This window comes from Rhodococcus globerulus, assembly GCF_019334125.1.
GTDB lineage: Bacteria > Actinomycetota > Actinomycetes > Mycobacteriales > Mycobacteriaceae > Rhodococcus_F > Rhodococcus_F globerula.
The window spans coordinates 5065984-5081524 of record NZ_CP079698.1; the positions used below are offsets into that span (position 1 = coordinate 5065984).

Genomic DNA, 15541 nt, shown 5'->3' on the forward strand with positions numbered 1-15541 from the left:
TCAGGCAAGAGTGAGAACTACGTCAGCTAGGGCGGGGGCGTCGCGCTCTGCGACAGATGCGGAGATCAAGAGTTGCCCTTCGCCTTTCCAGATTCGGATGCTCAGGTTCTCACCCGGGAATACCACCCCGGCAAAGCGTGCACGGAACCCGGCCACCTGCGTGCTGTCGCCGTCGAGCATTGTGTCCACTGCGGCCTTGCAGACCATTCCGTAAGTACACAGTCCATGCAGGATAGGCGCTGGAAAGCCTGCAGCGGAGGCGAATTGCGGATCCGAGTGCAATGGATTGCGATCGCCGCACATGCGATACAGCAAGGCCTGCTGCGGAAGTACCGGTATCACGACCTCACCGTCGGGCCTGTGATCAGGCAACGGAATCGACTCCGACGGCCCGCGCTGCCCACCGAATCCTCCTTCGCCGCGCGCGAAGATCGACGAACGGGCAGTCCACAACGGGTTGCCCTCCACGTCGACGGTGACTGATTCCTGCACGATGACTGCAGCTTTGCCCTTGTCCCAGATCTCGGCGATCCGAGTTGTGGTTCGCCCCGTGCCGCTGGCCGGAATCGGCTGATGGACCGTGACTTCCTGGCTTCCGTGAACAACTTTCGCGAGATCGATCTCGACACCGGGGAACGAGACCTTCGGTGCTTGGGTGGCGTGAAAGTTGGCCGCGACGGTGGCGAAGGTGGGCAGCACTTGTGGCTTCTCGTCGTCGAGGTATCGCAGTTCGTTCGGATCGAGCGGACGAGCCCCAGCGCCGAGCGCCAGGTGGTAGTGCTGCACGTCCGACGGCGTCCACGAGAACTCCTGTGGCGCAAGCTCTGCGCCGAGTGCGACAGAAGGATCAATTGGCATGATCGACCGCCGTGTTTGCGGCCTCGGAGGCCTCAGGGGTCTCGGCGGCCGTTGCGGTTTCTGTGACCTCAGCGGTCTTCACGCGCTCTGCGATGTCCAGCACTGCCAGGTAGCCGAAAGTCATTGCGGGACCGATGGTCGCGCCTGGTCCGGCGTACGTGTGACCCATGACCGGTGCGCTGGCATTGCCTGCGGCGTAGAGACCTTCGATGACGCTGCCGTCTTCACGCAGTGCTCGGCCGTTGACGTCGGTGCAGATTCCGCCCTTGGTACCGAGGTCGCCCGGAACCATCTTGATGGCGTAGAACGGGGCCTTGCTGATTTCGGCGAGGCTGGGGTTCTTCAGTCTCGGATCGCCGTAGTACGCGTCGTAGCCGCTGTCGCCGCGCCCGAAGTCCTCGTCCTTGCCGTTGCGCGCGAAGCCGTTGAACCGCTCCACCGTTTCGGTCAGGGAAGCGACGGGAAGTCCTGTCTTCTCGGCCAATTCGGCGATCGTTCCCGCCTTGACCACGATGCCGGCCTTGAGCCAGCGGCTGGGGAAGGGGGACCGGGGAGTAATGCCGGCAAACGTGTAGCGGTTGCGGTAGCGCTGATCGAGGATCATCCAGGTCGGGATGTTCTCGCCGGGGCCTTTGCCCTGGCCGTACTCGCCGCCGTACATCGCATGCGTTGCCTCGACGTACGGCGCCGCCTCGTTGCCGAAGCGCTTGCCCGACAGGTTCACCATCATGCAGCCGGGAAGAGTGCGCTCGGACAGGGCGAACCACGGTCCACCGGTGAGTGGGATGGACGGGCCCCACCAGGCGTCGTCCATGAAATCGACTGCGGCGCCGATCTCTTGGCCCGCTCGGATGCCGTCGCCGGTGTTTGCCTTAGCGCCGACGGTCCATTCGGTGCCGATGGGCCCGCGCTGGTACTTCTCACGCATTTCCTTGTTGTGCTCGAATCCGCCGGAGCCCAACACGACTCCGTGGCGAGCACGGATGACCTGATCTTCGCCGTCGACGAGAACATTGACGCCGCGAACCACGCCGTCTTCGGTGTAGAGGGACGTCAGGGGTGTGTTCAGCAAGATGGGAACACCGGCGGACTGAAGGCCGAGTCGAATGCCGGCGACGAGTGCCTGGCCGCGAACCAGCAGATCCTTCTTGGTGGCCTTGGCTACGAGGAATCGCATGCCTACCTTCATGGCGCGCAGAGGTCCGCGAGGATTGCGCATCAGCAGGTTGAGCCACTTGTAGTCGGCCTGGGTGATGACAAAGTTCTTGGGTGCCTTGACGTAGTCGGGTTCGAGATTCTTGCGATCGGCACCCAACTTGTTGCCGTCGAAAGGGGTGGGCTCGACACTGCGTCCACCGAGGCGTCCGCCGGGAGCTTCCGGGTAGTAGTCGGAGTAGCCGGGTACCCACTGCAGTTGGAGCGGAGTGTTCTTCAGAACGAACGAGAGCATCTCGGGCCCACGCTCGAGGTAGGTGTCGATGCGCTCGGGAGCGACGACGTCGCCGATGATGCTGTGCAGGTAGGAACGTGCGGCATCGGGTGTGTCGGTGACACCGTCTGCCTGCAGTGCCTCGTTGTTGGGGATCCAGACTCCGCCACCGGAACGGGCGGTCGATCCGCCGTAGTGGGCGGCTTTCTCCACGATGACCACACTCAAGCCCTGATGGGCTGCGGTCAAGGCCGCTGTCATACCTGCGGCACCACTGCCGACGACGACGATGTCGTATTCCTGCTTGCTCATGTAGAACACGTTATAGAATGATGGGGGTGTCAGTCCATGCTTTCTGCCAGGAAGTATTTGCGAACGTTGCCTTCGATAACGAAACGCGTTGCAGTAAAATTGAGGATGGTGCAGTGTGACCTGGGATACTTCGGTTGATGTCCTCGTTGTCGGATTCGGCGTGGCGGGGGCAAGCGCCGCACTCGAAGCGGTGGCGGCCGGTTCATCGGTGATGGCGATCGACCGGGCATTGGGAGGTGGCGCCAGCACCATTTCCGGTGGAATCTTCTATGCCGGTGGCGGCACCGCGATTCAGAAAGAAGCCGGTATCGAGGACACTCCGGAAGCCATGCTCGCGTACCTGAACCGCGAGGTCGGTGATGCGGTGACGCCCCAGACCTTGCGTCGGTTCGTGGAGGAGAGTCCGGCGACAATCGACTGGCTGCGCGGTCACGGTGTGCCGTTCGAGGCGTCGCTGTGCCCGTACAAGACCTCGTATCCGAGCAACAAGCACTACCTGTACTTCTCGGGCAGTGAATCGGCCGGCGGGTTCCGGGACATCGCCAAACCTGCTCCGCGTGGGCACCGTGCCAAGGGCCGAGGAACGTCGGGGAAGATGCTCTACGGCCCGCTTGCGAAGTCGGCCCAGGCCAAAGGTGTGCGGTTTCTCGGTCAGACCCGAGCAGATCGGTTGATCATCGAGGACGGCCGGGTGATCGGCGTCGAGGCGCTGACGCTTCGGGATGCACCCGCCGGGGTCCGGCGGCGTCACGCTGCGCTCAGTTCGATTTCCGCCAAACCGGGTGTGTATGCGCCCCAACTGCGTTCGATTGTCGACGCCCAAATCAGCAAGATCGAGAAGAAGTACGCCAAGAAAATCCGCATAAAGGCGCGTGGCGGCGTGATCCTCAGCGCGGGTGGATTTGTATCCAACCGCGAGATGATGCGCACTCACGCACCCGCGTACAAGGGTGGGATCCCGCTCGGCACGTCGGGCGACGACGGCAAGGGAATCAACCTCGGAATCGAGGCGGGCGGCGCCACCGACAAGCTCGGTAACGTTTCCGCATGGCGGTTCATCGTCCCGCCCAGCGCTTTTCTCGGTTCGATACTGGTGGGCGAATCCGGAGCGCGAATCGTCGACGAATCGCGTTACGGTGCGGCGCTGGGGCAAGCAATGGTCGAGAAGAGCAACGGAATCGGTTGGCTGCTGGCGGATTCCGACCTCGTTCGTGAAGCGAAAGCGCAAATCCCCGATCAGTCCATGTGGTTTCAGCGGGTGCAGACCGCCGGCATGATGCGTACCGCAGTACACGGCAACACGATTGCCGAAGTGGCGCACAAGGCGGGAATCGATGCAGCCGGCCTGTATGAAACGGTCGATGCGCACAATACTGCTGCGGCGAACGGTCAATCCGATCCGATGGGCAAGCCGTCCGACTTCATCAGACCGATACTCAACGCCCCGTTCACGCTGTACGACGTCTCGATCAAGCCCAACATGATGAATCCGTGTCCCATGCTCACACTTGGTGGATTGGTGGTCGACGAATCGACCGGCCTGGTGAAAAATGAAGCCGGGGAATCAATCCTGGGACTCTATGCAGCCGGACGCACAGCCGTCGGTATTTGTTCCAATTCGTATGTGAGTGGCTTGTCGCTCGCTGACTGTGTGTTCTCCGGCCGTCGCGCCGGACTTCATGCGGCCACGGTCACCGCGATGGCCCGTATCAGTTCACCCCCCAGCTTCAGCTCATCTAGGGAGTAGTCATGACCAAGGCAAGTGTGGCGATTGTCGGGTCGGGAAACATCAGTACCGATCTGCTGTACAAACTGCAACGTTCGCAGTGGCTGGAGCCGCGGTGGATGATCGGAATCGACCCGGAGAGCGAAGGATTGGCGCGCGCCGCCGCGATGGGGCTCGAGACCTCCGCCGAGGGGGTCGACTGGCTGTTGAATCAGGCGGAGAAACCGGACCTGGTATTCGAGGCGACGTCGGCCTACGTTCACCGTGACGCGGCTCCGCGTTACGAGGCCGCGGGAATCCGCGCTGTCGACCTCACCCCGGCTGCTGTCGGCCCGGCGGTAGTTCCTCCGGCCAACCTCCGCGAGCACCTCGACGCGCCAAACGTCAACATGATCACCTGCGGCGGGCAGGCAACTATCCCGATCGTGTACGCGGTATCTCGTGTGGTGGAAGTGGCTTACGCCGAGATCGTCGCCTCCGTTGCATCACTGTCAGCCGGACCGGGAACCCGCGCGAACATCGACGAGTTCACCAAGACCACCAGTCGCGGTATCGAGACGATCGGCGGCGCCCAGCGAGGCAAGGCGATCATCATTCTCAATCCCGCCGACCCGCCGATGATCATGCGAGACACCATCTTCTGCGCCATCCCCGAAGATGCAGACCACGCCGCGATCACCGACTCCATTCATCGCGTCGTCAAGGACATCCAGCAGTACGTGCCGGGCTACCGGTTGCTCAACGAGCCGCAGTTCGACAAGCCGAGCGTCGTGTCCGGCGGATATGCAACGGTCACAACGTTTGTCGAGGTCGAAGGTGCAGGCGACTTCCTGCCGCCGTACGCCGGAAACCTCGACATCATGACGGCGGCAGCCACCAAAGTGGGCGAGGAGATCGCCCAGAAGCTTCTGAGCGTGAAGGCATGAGCGACATGATTCACTTCGATTCGAGCTGGGACATCCGCGTCACCGACACCTCGCTGCGCGACGGTTCCCATCACAAGCGTCATCAGTTCACCCTCGAGGAAGTCCGGGCGATCGTCGGTGCCCTCGACGGAGCCGGTGTGCCGGTCATCGAGGTCACCCACGGTGACGGTCTCGGCGGGTCCTCCTTCAACTACGGCTTCTCGAAAACGCCCGAGCAAGAACTCATCAAAGCTGCTGTGGAGACGGCAAAAAACGCAAAGATCGCCTTCCTGATGCTGCCGGGGCTGGGTATCAAGGACGACATCGTCATCGCTCAGGACAACGGCGCGTCCATCTGCCGTATCGCCACTCACTGCACCGAGGCGGACGTCTCCATTCAGCACTTCGGCCTTGCTCGTGAGCGTGGACTCGAGACCGTCGGATTTCTCATGATGGCTCATTCGATTCCGCCGGAAACGCTCGCCAAGCAGGCTCGCATCATGGCCGACGCCGGTTGCCAGTGTGTATACGTGGTCGATTCTGCGGGGGCTCTTGTTCTCGAGCAGGTGTCCGAACGGGTCGAGGCGCTGGTCCAGGAACTCGGCAGCGACGCTCAGGTCGGTTTCCACGGACACGAGAACCTCGGTTTGGGTGTCGCGAATTCGATTGCCGCCGTTCGCGCTGGGGCCAAGCAGATCGACGGCAGTACCCGTCGTTTCGGTGCCGGTGCGGGCAACGCGCCGGTGGAGGCGTTTGTCGGAGTCTGCGACAAGATCGGCGTCAAGACCGGTATCGACTTCTTCGCGATAGCCGACGCCGCCGAAGATGTTGTGCGACCGGCCATGCCACAGGAATGTCTCCTCGACCGCCAGGCGCTGATGATGGGTTACGCCGGCGTGTACTCCAGCTTCCTCAAGCATGCCGAGCGTCAAGCCGAGCGGTACGGCGTGTCCTCTGCCGAGCTACTGGTGCGCGCGGGGAAGCGCAAGTTGGTTGGCGGACAGGAAGATCAGCTGATAGATATCGCGTTGGAGCTTCAGCGGGAGGCCGCCGCGTCGTAGACTCGGTGTGTGGCTGACGTACTGGACGGAAAAATTGCACTGGTGACCGGCGCGTCCTCGGGGTTGGGGCGCGCCGTCGCCGAGATCCTGACCGGCAGAGGCGCCAAGGTTTTCGGAGTTGCCCGGAGCAAGGACACATTGCACCAGGCAATGACCGAACTGACGGGAAGTGACGGTGCGGGCCGTTATTCGGCTTCCGACGTTTCCGACTCCGCTCAGTGCGACGCCGCTGTGCAGGCTTGCGTCGACGCCTTCGGCGGAATCGACATCCTCGTCAATGTGGCTGGTTCACATACCATCCGCCATACCGCAGACATTGCCGATGACGACTGGGCACATGACCTCGCGGTCAACCTGAACGGGCCGTTCTTCCTGTCACGAGCTGCGCTGCCCCATCTTCTCGCGCGTGGCGGCAACATCGTCAACGTTTCCTCGATCGCTGGACTCGAAGGGCAGGCATACTCGGCAGGGTACTGCGCTGCCAAGCACGGGCTGATCGGGCTTACCCGAGCGATGGCTATGGAGTTCACCGGAAAATCTCTGCGCGTCAACGCAATCTGCCCTGGCGGCATGATGACTCCGCAGGTCACGGGATTCACCTTCCCGGACGGCGTCGATTTCGATCTGATCATGAAGGTCGCGTCACCGCGCGGACTGATGGAGCCGGAGGACGTGGCGAAGATGGTGGCCTTTCTTGCTTCCGATGATGCCTCTGCGATTCACGGCGCGGTGTATTCGGTGGACAACGGAAAAATGGCATGACCCCGCTGGTTTCGGGACCGATCTTTCAGATCTGTTGGGTAGTAGCCGACATCACCGCAGCGGAAGAGGAGTTCTCCGAGAATTGGGGCGTTCAGCGATGGCTACGGATGCCCGACCTTCACTTCGGTCCGGAGACCACGACTTATCGGGGCCAGCCCGCCGATTACACAGCCCACATTTCCCTTGGTTATGCGGGAACTCAGCAAATTGAACTGATCCAACCGGTTTCGGGGCGCAGTCTCTATTCGGAGTTCCTCGACACCCACGGTGTTGGCGTTCATCACCTTGCATTTGTTCCGGACGATTACGACGAAACCTTGGCGGAGGTAGAGCGTCGGGGAATGTCGGTGTTGCAGCAGGGGTGCATCGAAGACGTGGGAATGGAATTTGCCTACGTCGACGCAGGCCCGATGGGCGGCTACGTGGAACTCATGAAGCTCTCGCCCGAGATCCGTTTGATGTTCGATTCGCTCATCACGTATTGAACGCAAAGACTTTCGATAAGTAGCCGGAGATACCGGCGCAGTCACCTCGGTATCCGAGGTACCCGTCCGGTCGGATTACCAACGCACAGTTCTCCTCCACGCCGTAGGCGGCACACAGCTGGGAATCGGAATCTCGAATGATCGGCAGTGTCGAATAGACGGAATCAGACGACGGTGGTGCGATCACGTACACATCGAGCTGTCCGTGTGCCGCGTGAACAGCAGCGGCAGAATGCTTTTCGCAGTCACCGATGCTGTCTTCGGATCCGTCCGAGCAGAGAAGAAGCGTGTGGTTGACACCGGCCAGCAATTCGAACAACCGGATGGGGAACTGCACGCAGTCGCGGGTTAGCCCACGTGCGTCCGGTGCCCGTTCGCCGGGGTGAACGTTCGAGACGTTCCCGGTTTCTCCGCCGTTGAGCGGACTGTCGGGATAGGCAACCAGTAGTTGTGCCTGCCGACGCATCGCGGTCTCGATCGAGGACTCTCCGGCGCCGATCCCTTCGCGGGCGTTGCGGACGGTCATTCCGACAACTTCTTCACCAACCGGCCGTCTCTCGGCGTCGTAGGTGTCGAGAAGGCCAGGGGCGGCGAAGTTCTGTGTTGCCAGTGCCAGTTTCCACGCGAGGTTGTGCGCATCCTGGATTCCGGTGTTCATACCTTGTGCGCCGGTAGGCGGATGAATATGCGCGGCGTCACCGGCGATGAAAACCCTTCCGCGACTGTAGGCATCGACAATTCGGTGGCTGATCCGAAAGACCGACGACCACCGCATCGCCGAGGCCGTCGCAGGTTCGGGCGACAATCGGTCGAGCACAGCCTGAATGTGGTGGAGTTCGGGCGCCTTTCCGGACGAAAAGCCGTGTGCAATACCGTCAGGTCCGGCAGGATCCGGGAGAAGCTCGTCGGGAACCAGCATCGACATCCGATATCGTTTGTGACCGGGGAGCGGGATACACACCAGGAGATCGTCGGTAGCTCCAGCGTCGTCGACATGACTGGCGCGAATCGCGTATCCACTGGGCATCGACCAGTCAACTTCGACGTCGCCGAGCATGTAGCTTTCGGCAAAAGCTCCACCCTCGAAGGTCAATCCCAAGCCCTTACGGACAACACTGTGCGCACCGTCGCATCCCACCAGATACTTGGCCCGCACGGTACTTCCATCGTTGAGTATGCAACTGACTCCGTCGTCGCTGTCCTCGAAACTGTCGAGTGAGAGCCCGCGTTCGATCGAGGTTCCGAGTTCTCGCAGCCTGGCCGTCAGGATTCTTTCGGTCTCGTACTGGGGGAGTCCGCAAAAGGTGTACGGCACGTCGCCGGGGAGTGTGAGATCCATCCGCCCCACTTCGGAACCGTTGGTGTAGCTGATCTGCCCGCGCAAGATGGTGGCGGCATCGAGAACCTGTCGCAGTACGCCCATGTTCTCGAATACTTCGAGGGTGCGGGGTTGGATGCCAACTGCTTTGGCGTACTGCGGAGGTTCGCCAAGCGGGTCGACGATCCGAACGTTCACCCCGCGACGGCGCAGTTCGATGGCGGCGGTCAGCCCGATCGGGCCGGCGCCTGCGACGAGTACATCGATATCCATGTGCACCTACTGGGTAGGGGGAAGCCTCCATTCCAGTATGGCGACCGAGATTATCGTCCGCGGGAAATCTCGCAAATCCGGCATCGCGCCATTCGAGTGAAAAAGCGTGGATGCAGAACTCAGGGAATCGGGGTCGACGCGTCCACACTGGCTCGAATGCTCTCCATTCGCTTCTCGACGTAGTCGAGATACTGCGGGTGTGTGACGATGTACGGGAGATTCTGCGCTATCCCTCGCGCAACGTATGCGCCTGCGGTCGCGGGCTCCATGCCGATGTTTCCCGTTCCTTTGATGTGGCTGACATCCTCGACCTGACCACCCAATTCGGTGGTGTTCCGATCGAGATTCGACATGACCAATCCCGGGCACAGCACGGAAACGCCAACACCGTGTGGCGCCATCTCGCTGCGCAGTGCTTCGGACAGAGCAATGACTGCGCTCTTTGCGGCACTGTATGCGCCCCGCCCGGGAGCGCCTGCGGTCAATCCCATGACGGAAGCGGTGTTGACGATATGCCCGTATCCACGTGCTCGCATATCCCCGCCGAAGGCGGACACGCCGTTGAACACTCCGGTCAGATCGATCGCGACAAGATTGTCGAAGGTCTCCGGATCCATGTCGACCACGTCGCGCCCGTTGAAACCGATGCCCGCGTTGTTGACGAGGATATCCACCGGGCCGAAAGTATCTTCGGACGTTGCCTTGGCCGCTGCCCAGGCCTTACGATCACGGACGTCGAGCGAGACACCACAAAATCCGGCGCCGCGTGACGCGATCACCGAATCCAGAGACTGCCGATTGATATCGGCGACCGTGACGGATAACCCGCGCTCTGCCAGCGCGTCGGCGATGCCGAGGCCGATACCGCTCGCGCCGCCGGTAATGAATGCGTGCCGCGCCGAGGACAACTCCATGCCTTTTCCTCCAGTGAATACTGTTCGATCAGAACTCGGTGACACCCGCGTCGGGTGCTAATTCGTGTGCGGTGATGTACTTCGATTCGTCGGATGCCAAGAACAACACCGTGTCTGACACATCTTCGGGTGCGATGATGTCGACGGGCAGCATGTTGATCATCATCGCGCCGATACGACTGTTGCCGGCAATCGCCTTGTCGAGCTGCCCGCCGAGGCCACCGTCGTTGACCATGGGCGTGTTCACTCCGGTGGGATGGACGCTGTTCACCCGAATGCTGTGTTGAGCGAGTTCCGCGGCGAACGCTTTTGCCATTCCGCGTACTGCCCACTTGCTCGTGGTGTACGGCATGGTGAACGGCTGAGCCTTCAATCCCGCTGCGGAACTGATCAAGATGATCGATCCGCTACCGCGCTCGACGAGATGTGGGGCCGAGACCATGACGGTGTTCCAGACACCGGTCACGTTGGTACCTATTGTGTCCTCGAAGGATTCGGGGGTTACCTCATGCCAGGGAGCGGCAGAGCAGATCGCCGCGTTCGCGACGACGACATCCAGACGGCCGAGACGAATGACGGCATCGTCGACGATCCCACGAAGCTTCTCGAGGTCCCGCACGTCGACGATCGCTGAAATTGCCTGCTGTCCAGTCTTTTCCACCAGTCGAACGGTCTCCTGTAGATCCTCGGGGGTGGCCGGTGCATACGGGACACCTCGGATGGGTGCGCACAGATCGACGACAATGACGTCTGCGCCCTCGGCCGCCAAGCGAACGGCGTGCGCTCGTCCTTGTCCGCGGGCGGCACCGGTGATCAGGGCGACTTTGCCGGATACACGCCCGTTTACGCGCTCGGTCATAGGTTTACCTTTCAGGCCGGCGACTTGGCGGGGTGGTTCGAGAACCACAGGTTCTCCTCGGTCACCCGAGCGCTCTTCCAGCCGTCGGCGGTGCGAACGACCTCATGGTGGTAGTTGCCGCCGCAGTAGGTCATCTCCGCAGCGCCCGGGAGTTGCATCGGGTTGTAGAACATCGCCCGTACGTTGGCGGTGTCACCGTCGAGTTCGACCTCGACGTTGGTGACAAAATGCTGAGTCATCGGAACCTGGCCGAGTGCTTGTGTGAGCAGCGTCAGCACTTGGTCCCGGGATCCGGCCGGGTAGCCGACGGCGCTGTAGTCGAGATGCGCATCCTCGGTGAACACGGTAGTCAGCAATTCCCAATTCTTGGTGTCCACGGCGCGGGCGTATCGGTAGATCAGTTCGGCGATCTCGATCTTGTCCTGAACAGTCTGCAGATCCACGAAGTTCCTTTGCTGACGGTGGGTTCCTGGCCCTCGTTTGCTCGATGAACTCTCGGCGAGGCGTCACGTTCATGAGAACGCAATTCTCATAAAGTAGAACATGAAGTGTGAAAAATCCATCGCCGCCGGATCTGGTGACGGGTTGCGGCTTCTGTCGACCTATGTGACCTCGTGCGAATTGCGATTGGATGTACCGATTCGACTGTCGAACAGCGTTGTGTTCCAGTACTCTACGCTGCTCATTTCGACGTAGCCGCACTTGGTGAATGTGTTCGGTGTTGCAACCAGAAGGATATTCTTGAGATAGAGAATTGCCTTTTCAAAGTGTGGTCGAATCAGGCATGATTCACCTATGAGTACCTTGGAACATCTCCACGACCTGACCGGCAAAGTTGCGATAGTCACGGGTGGATCCCGCGGGATCGGCCGAGCGATTGTCCAGATTCTTGCCGAAGCGGGAGCTGACGTTGTCATCGCGTCCCGCAAACTCGACTCGTGTGAACGCGCCGCCGACGAGGTCATGGCGTCGACCGGGCGAAAGGTTCTGCCGGTTGCGTGTCATGTCGGACGTTGGGACGATTGTGAGCAGTTGATCGACCGGACGCTCGAACACTTCGGCCGACTCGACGTGCTGGTGAACAACGCGGGTATGTCACCCCCGTACAAGAACCTCGACGATATTACCGAGGACCTGTACGACAAGACTCTCGGCGTTAATCTCAAGGGGCCCTTTCGTCTTGCCGTGCGCGCCGGAACGTACATGGCCGAGAACGACGGCGGTTCGATCATCAACGTCGGCACCGCGGGCTCCCTCGTCGCCAGCGTTCGAGAGTTGCCATACGCGTGCGCCAAGGCGGGCCTCAATGCCCTCACTGTCGGACTGGCTGAGGCCTTTGCGCCGACGGTGCGCGTCAACGCAATTCTTCCCGGGCCCTTCCTGACGGATATCTCCAAGTCCTGGGCTCCGGCCGAGGGCGAAGATGCGCCATTCGTGCCGCTCCGTCGGATGGGCCGTCCCGAGGAGATCGGTCCACTTGCACTCCATCTCGCAAGTGCGGCTTCCAGTTACACCACCGGGGCGATCATCCGCGTCGACGGTGGAGTTACCCGCAAGGTCTGACGAAAGGGAAACATGACCGACAACCTCCTACTCGAGGGCAAGGTGGCCATCGTTACCGGTGCCGGCGGCGGGATCGGCCGCACCTACTCTCAGGGACTCGCCGAGGCCGGCGCCGCCGTGGTGCTCGCTGACGTCAACCTCGAGGCCGCCACTGCAGCAGCAGGCGAACTGACGGCGGCCGGTCACCGTGCCCTTGCGGTGCATGTCGATGTCCGGGACGAATCGAGTACGACCGAGATGGCGGCTACCGCGGCCCGGCACTTCGGGTCCGTCGACATTCTCGTGAACAACGCCGGATTGATGGCCGAAGTGGTGGGCGAGGGATCCCTGACCACTATGGATCTCGAACTCTGGAACCGCACGCTGGCAGTCAATCTCACCGGTCCGCTCTTGTGCGCCCGCGCGGTAGTGCCCTATATGAAGGAACGCGGATACGGCAAGATCGTGAATCAGTCGTCGAGCGGTGCATTCATGGCTGCGCAGGCGTACGGCATCACCAAACTCGGCCTGGTGAGCATGACTGTGTCGTTGGCGCGAGAGTTGGCGCCGTTCGGTATTCGTGTCAATGCGATCGCTCCGGGAATGGTCAACACCGAAGCGGGTTCGATCGCGTCACCGCCGGAACTCAAGGAAATGGTCAAGCACGCCATTCCGTTTCCGTTCGGCGAGCCGGAAGAGCTGATTCCCGGTCTGTTGTACCTCGTCTCGTCGGGTAGTGACTGGGTGACCGGCCACACGCTCAACATCGATGGCGGTTGGGTTGTTCGAGTCTGAATCTGCACTGCCACCAGTACTTCTCACAGTGAGGATCCACATTGAAGCATTATCTGGTTGTCGAATCGCATCCCTCTCATCCGGATCGGCTGGACGAGTTCAATCGGTGGTACGACGAGATCCACATACCTGAAGTAGTGGCTCTTGACGGATTTGTCGGCGGCACCAGACTGGCGGCTGCTGACGCAGATGGCGGTCCTTCCGTGACGCTCTACGAGCTCGAGGGTGATCCCCATGAGGCCAAAGCGAAACGTTCATATCGCCGCTGCGGCAAAGAAGTTGAATATGTCGGACTCGCTGAGCTATGGCCCGATTCCGAAAATGCGGATCATGGCCGTGCAATCGGAGTATTCCAAGCCGCGTTGATCGTGCAAGGCACAGAAAAGGATCCGAGGCCGCCGCCGCACTGCGACGGCGGCCTCGGATGGTGTGGGCGGTCAGCTCGGCAGATTTGCCGGGATCCAGTTGGGGTCGCGCTTTTCCATGAAAGCGCGCATTCCCTCACGGGGCTCCGGTGACGTTTCGAGCGCGCCGAACATGGTTTCGTAGTCGAACAGTCCGTAACGCTCGTTGAGCATTCGCTTGACCTGGGCACGGGCCAGTGGCGCGCTCTGCAATACCTCGCGTGCGGCCTGGAGCGCGGCAGTTCGGAGATCCTCGTGCGGCACGACGCGGGAGATCACTCCGAGCCGAAGTGCCTCTGCGGCATCGAATTTACGTGCGGAGAGCATCAGATCGCGCGCAGCTGCAATGCCGACGTGAGCGGGCAGTACGGCGGCATAGGTCGCGTCAGGGATTCCTCGCAGAAGTTCGGGAACGCGGAATGTGGCCCGATCGCTGGCGACGGCGATGTCGGACATCATCGCAACAAGGAGGCCGCCGGCCTGACAGATTCCGTTGACCGCGGAAATCACAGGCGCGCGGCTGTCACGGATGGTCATGAACGGGACGACGTCGTTGCCCGAAAGCCCCTCCGGCATATTGTCTCCCGGATCGGAGCGTCCACCGAGATCGCCGCCGGGCGCAAATACGTCGTCGACGCCGGTGATGATCAGTGCTCCCAGATCAGGATCGGAGTTCACGAGGCGAACTGCTCGTTTCAGTCCGTAATACATTGCGGGGGTGAATGCGTTTCTCGCCGTTGGTCGGTCGATGGTGCACCACCCGATCGCGCCTTCGCGCTCGAACCGTAAACCGTCTGCTCCCAAGTCGTCTCCCATACGAAGAGCATACGTCATTCTCTGATGTAAGAATCACAATCTCGTCAAAAAGTAGGGCCCAGGAACACTGCTGTTCCCGGACCCCACTGATGACTTCTGCCTGTCAGGACGTCAGGTCGATGAGGACCTTCCCGACCGCCTGGCCGTCGGCGACCATCCGAAGAGCATCAGATGCCTTGTCCAGCGGGAACTCGGCACCGATGTGGGGAACTGTGCGGCCGGCGACCAGTAGATCGGTGAGTTCGGCTTCATTCCGACGGTATTCTTCCGGCGGTATGTCCTTGAACTGGAATCCGTTGACCTGCACACCCTTTACCAAGATCAGATTGAGCGGAATCTTGGGGATGACACCGGACGCGTACCCGATGGTGACAAAGCGGCCGCCCGGACGCAAAGCACGAAGCGCAGGTTCGGAGAGGTCGCCGCCGACTGGATCGGCAACAACGTCTGCTCCATGCGGGAGAGCCTTTTTCAGTGCCGTGCGCAGGTCCTCGGTGCGATGGTTGACGAGGTGCCCGGCGCCGTACGACGCCGCGACGTCAAGCTTGTTCGTGCTCGACGCGACCGCAGTGACCGACGCCCCGAGCGCAACACCGAGCTGAACGGCGGCAAGGCCGACACCGCCGCCGGCGCCGAGAACGATCAACTCGTCCCCGGGTTTGATATGAGCTACGGATCGGAGCGTGTGGTACGCCGTGCGGTGAGCCACACCGAAAGCGGCGGCAATGCGTGTCTCGACACCGTCCGGGATGCGGCCCAGCGTGAGTTTGTCGGAAGCTATGACAATTTCTTCCGCAAACGCACCGACAAAACCGGTTCCGGTGACGCGGTCACCCACGGAGACAGCTGTGACGCCTTCGGCAGTCTCGGACACGACTCCGGCGAACTCACTGCCGGGCGTGAATGGCGGTGGGACACTGACCTGATACTTGTTGGCAATCAACAACACATCGGAGAAGTTGACGGCTGCGGATTCGATACGGATCCGAATCTGCCCGGCCTCGAGCGGAGCCGAGGGGAGTGTTTCGACGGTGACGACCTCGGGAGGTCCGTACGCCCCGCACACAGCAGCGCGCATCGCA

15 protein-coding genes are annotated in these 15541 nt (G+C 61.3%); 7 read left to right on the plus strand and 8 right to left on the minus strand.

Going from position 1 to position 15541, the window contains the following annotated elements; translation table 11 throughout:
- Positions 1 to 858, minus strand: a complete 858-nt coding sequence (locus tag KYT97_RS23095; protein ID WP_045068442.1) for a MaoC/PaaZ C-terminal domain-containing protein — start codon at positions 856 to 858, stop codon at positions 1 to 3.
- Entirely contained in the window at positions 848 to 2599 is a 1752-nt protein-coding gene (kstD, locus tag KYT97_RS23100) for a 3-oxosteroid 1-dehydrogenase (RefSeq protein ID WP_219110732.1), read from the minus strand. The genes KYT97_RS23095 and kstD overlap by 11 nt, the downstream gene beginning before the upstream one ends.
- A gap of 115 nt (positions 2600 to 2714) precedes the next feature.
- On the opposite strand from kstD, the gene KYT97_RS23105 reads away from it, so the two are divergent.
- From KYT97_RS23105 to KYT97_RS23125, 5 genes are read left to right on the plus strand one after another with little or no spacing between them, the layout of a single operon-like run.
- The gene (locus KYT97_RS23105) at positions 2715 to 4346 is read left to right on the plus strand and encodes an FAD-binding protein (protein WP_219110733.1); all 1632 of its coding nucleotides are present in this window, start codon (positions 2715 to 2717) and stop codon (positions 4344 to 4346) included.
- Positions 4347 to 4348: 2 nt separating this feature from the next.
- Positions 4349 to 5251: an acetaldehyde dehydrogenase (acetylating) gene (locus KYT97_RS23110; protein WP_045068448.1), complete on the plus strand. Its 903-nt coding sequence runs from the start codon at positions 4349 to 4351 to the stop codon at positions 5249 to 5251.
- Positions 5248 to 6291 carry a 4-hydroxy-2-oxovalerate aldolase gene (gene dmpG / locus KYT97_RS23115; RefSeq protein ID WP_033232497.1) on the plus strand — a complete coding sequence of 348 codons (1044 nt, stop codon included), beginning with the start codon at positions 5248 to 5250 and terminating at the stop codon, positions 6289 to 6291. The genes KYT97_RS23110 and dmpG overlap by 4 nt, the downstream gene beginning before the upstream one ends.
- 9 nt (positions 6292 to 6300) lie before the next feature.
- Positions 6301 to 7053 carry an SDR family NAD(P)-dependent oxidoreductase gene (locus KYT97_RS23120; protein WP_092806142.1) on the plus strand — a complete coding sequence of 251 codons (753 nt, stop codon included), beginning with the start codon at positions 6301 to 6303 and terminating at the stop codon, positions 7051 to 7053.
- Complete coding sequence (locus KYT97_RS23125; RefSeq protein ID WP_219110734.1) at positions 7050 to 7538, plus strand: VOC family protein; 489 nt, start codon at positions 7050 to 7052, stop codon at positions 7536 to 7538. Before KYT97_RS23120 ends, KYT97_RS23125 begins: the two co-directional genes overlap by 4 nt.
- Here KYT97_RS23125 and KYT97_RS23130 read toward each other — a convergent pair.
- The 4 genes from KYT97_RS23130 to KYT97_RS23145 form a co-directional block, all read right to left on the minus strand.
- Positions 7528 to 9129: an FAD-dependent monooxygenase gene (locus KYT97_RS23130; RefSeq protein ID WP_219110735.1), complete on the minus strand. Its 1602-nt coding sequence runs from the start codon at positions 9127 to 9129 to the stop codon at positions 7528 to 7530. The two genes, KYT97_RS23125 and KYT97_RS23130, sit on opposite strands and share 11 nt — an antisense overlap.
- A gap of 119 nt (positions 9130 to 9248) precedes the next feature.
- Entirely contained in the window at positions 9249 to 10043 is a 795-nt protein-coding gene (locus KYT97_RS23135; protein ID WP_219110736.1) for an SDR family NAD(P)-dependent oxidoreductase, read from the minus strand.
- A gap of 28 nt (positions 10044 to 10071) precedes the next feature.
- Complete coding sequence (locus KYT97_RS23140) at positions 10072 to 10902, minus strand: mycofactocin-coupled SDR family oxidoreductase (protein ID WP_045068460.1); 831 nt, start codon at positions 10900 to 10902, stop codon at positions 10072 to 10074.
- A gap of 11 nt (positions 10903 to 10913) precedes the next feature.
- A complete protein-coding gene (locus KYT97_RS23145; RefSeq protein WP_033232488.1) occupies positions 10914 to 11345 on the minus strand; it encodes a nuclear transport factor 2 family protein in 432 nt (143 codons plus the stop codon).
- Positions 11346 to 11697: 352 nt separating this feature from the next.
- Between KYT97_RS23145 and KYT97_RS23150 the strand changes: the two genes are divergently transcribed.
- Together KYT97_RS23150 and KYT97_RS23155 are read left to right on the plus strand one after the other, a co-directional pair.
- Complete coding sequence (locus tag KYT97_RS23150; RefSeq protein ID WP_033232487.1) at positions 11698 to 12465, plus strand: SDR family NAD(P)-dependent oxidoreductase; 768 nt, start codon at positions 11698 to 11700, stop codon at positions 12463 to 12465.
- A 12-nt stretch (positions 12466 to 12477) separates the two neighbouring features.
- Positions 12478 to 13239, plus strand: a complete 762-nt coding sequence (locus tag KYT97_RS23155; RefSeq protein WP_033232486.1) for an SDR family oxidoreductase — start codon at positions 12478 to 12480, stop codon at positions 13237 to 13239.
- A gap of 437 nt (positions 13240 to 13676) precedes the next feature.
- Here the strand turns inward: KYT97_RS23155 and KYT97_RS23160 are convergent, their stop codons facing one another.
- Both KYT97_RS23160 and KYT97_RS23165 read right to left on the minus strand, forming a co-directional pair.
- The gene (locus tag KYT97_RS23160) at positions 13677 to 14459 is read right to left on the minus strand and encodes an enoyl-CoA hydratase/isomerase family protein (RefSeq protein ID WP_045069635.1); all 783 of its coding nucleotides are present in this window, start codon (positions 14457 to 14459) and stop codon (positions 13677 to 13679) included.
- Between the two features lie 103 nt (positions 14460 to 14562).
- Positions 14563 to 15537, minus strand: a complete 975-nt coding sequence (locus KYT97_RS23165; protein WP_095888193.1) for an NADPH:quinone oxidoreductase family protein — start codon at positions 15535 to 15537, stop codon at positions 14563 to 14565.
- Between the last annotated feature and the right edge of the window lie 4 nt (positions 15538 to 15541).

Bases quoted from the DNA above. Each gene is read 5' to 3' on its own strand.
- KYT97_RS23125 (WP_219110734.1), top strand. From the start codon at position 7,050: ATGACCCCGCTGGTTTCGGGACCGATCTTTCAGATCTGTTGGGTAGTA.
- KYT97_RS23140 (WP_045068460.1), bottom strand. From the start codon at position 10,902: ATGACCGAGCGCGTAAACGGGCGTGTATCCGGCAAAGTCGCCCTGATC.
- dmpG (WP_033232497.1), top strand. From the start codon at position 5,248: ATGAGCGACATGATTCACTTCGATTCGAGCTGGGACATCCGCGTCACC.
- KYT97_RS23165 (WP_095888193.1), bottom strand. From the start codon at position 15,537: ATGCGCGCTGCTGTGTGCGGGGCGTACGGACCTCCCGAGGTCGTCACC.
- kstD (WP_219110732.1), bottom strand. From the start codon at position 2,599: ATGAGCAAGCAGGAATACGACATCGTCGTCGTCGGCAGTGGTGCCGCA.
- KYT97_RS23095 (WP_045068442.1), bottom strand. From the start codon at position 858: ATGCCAATTGATCCTTCTGTCGCACTCGGCGCAGAGCTTGCGCCACAG.
- KYT97_RS23150 (WP_033232487.1), top strand. From the start codon at position 11,698: ATGAGTACCTTGGAACATCTCCACGACCTGACCGGCAAAGTTGCGATA.
- KYT97_RS23155 (WP_033232486.1), top strand. From the start codon at position 12,478: ATGACCGACAACCTCCTACTCGAGGGCAAGGTGGCCATCGTTACCGGT.
- KYT97_RS23130 (WP_219110735.1), bottom strand. From the start codon at position 9,129: ATGGATATCGATGTACTCGTCGCAGGCGCCGGCCCGATCGGGCTGACC.
- KYT97_RS23110 (WP_045068448.1), top strand. From the start codon at position 4,349: ATGACCAAGGCAAGTGTGGCGATTGTCGGGTCGGGAAACATCAGTACC.
- KYT97_RS23135 (WP_219110736.1), bottom strand. From the start codon at position 10,043: ATGGAGTTGTCCTCGGCGCGGCACGCATTCATTACCGGCGGCGCGAGC.
- KYT97_RS23160 (WP_045069635.1), bottom strand. From the start codon at position 14,459: ATGGGAGACGACTTGGGAGCAGACGGTTTACGGTTCGAGCGCGAAGGC.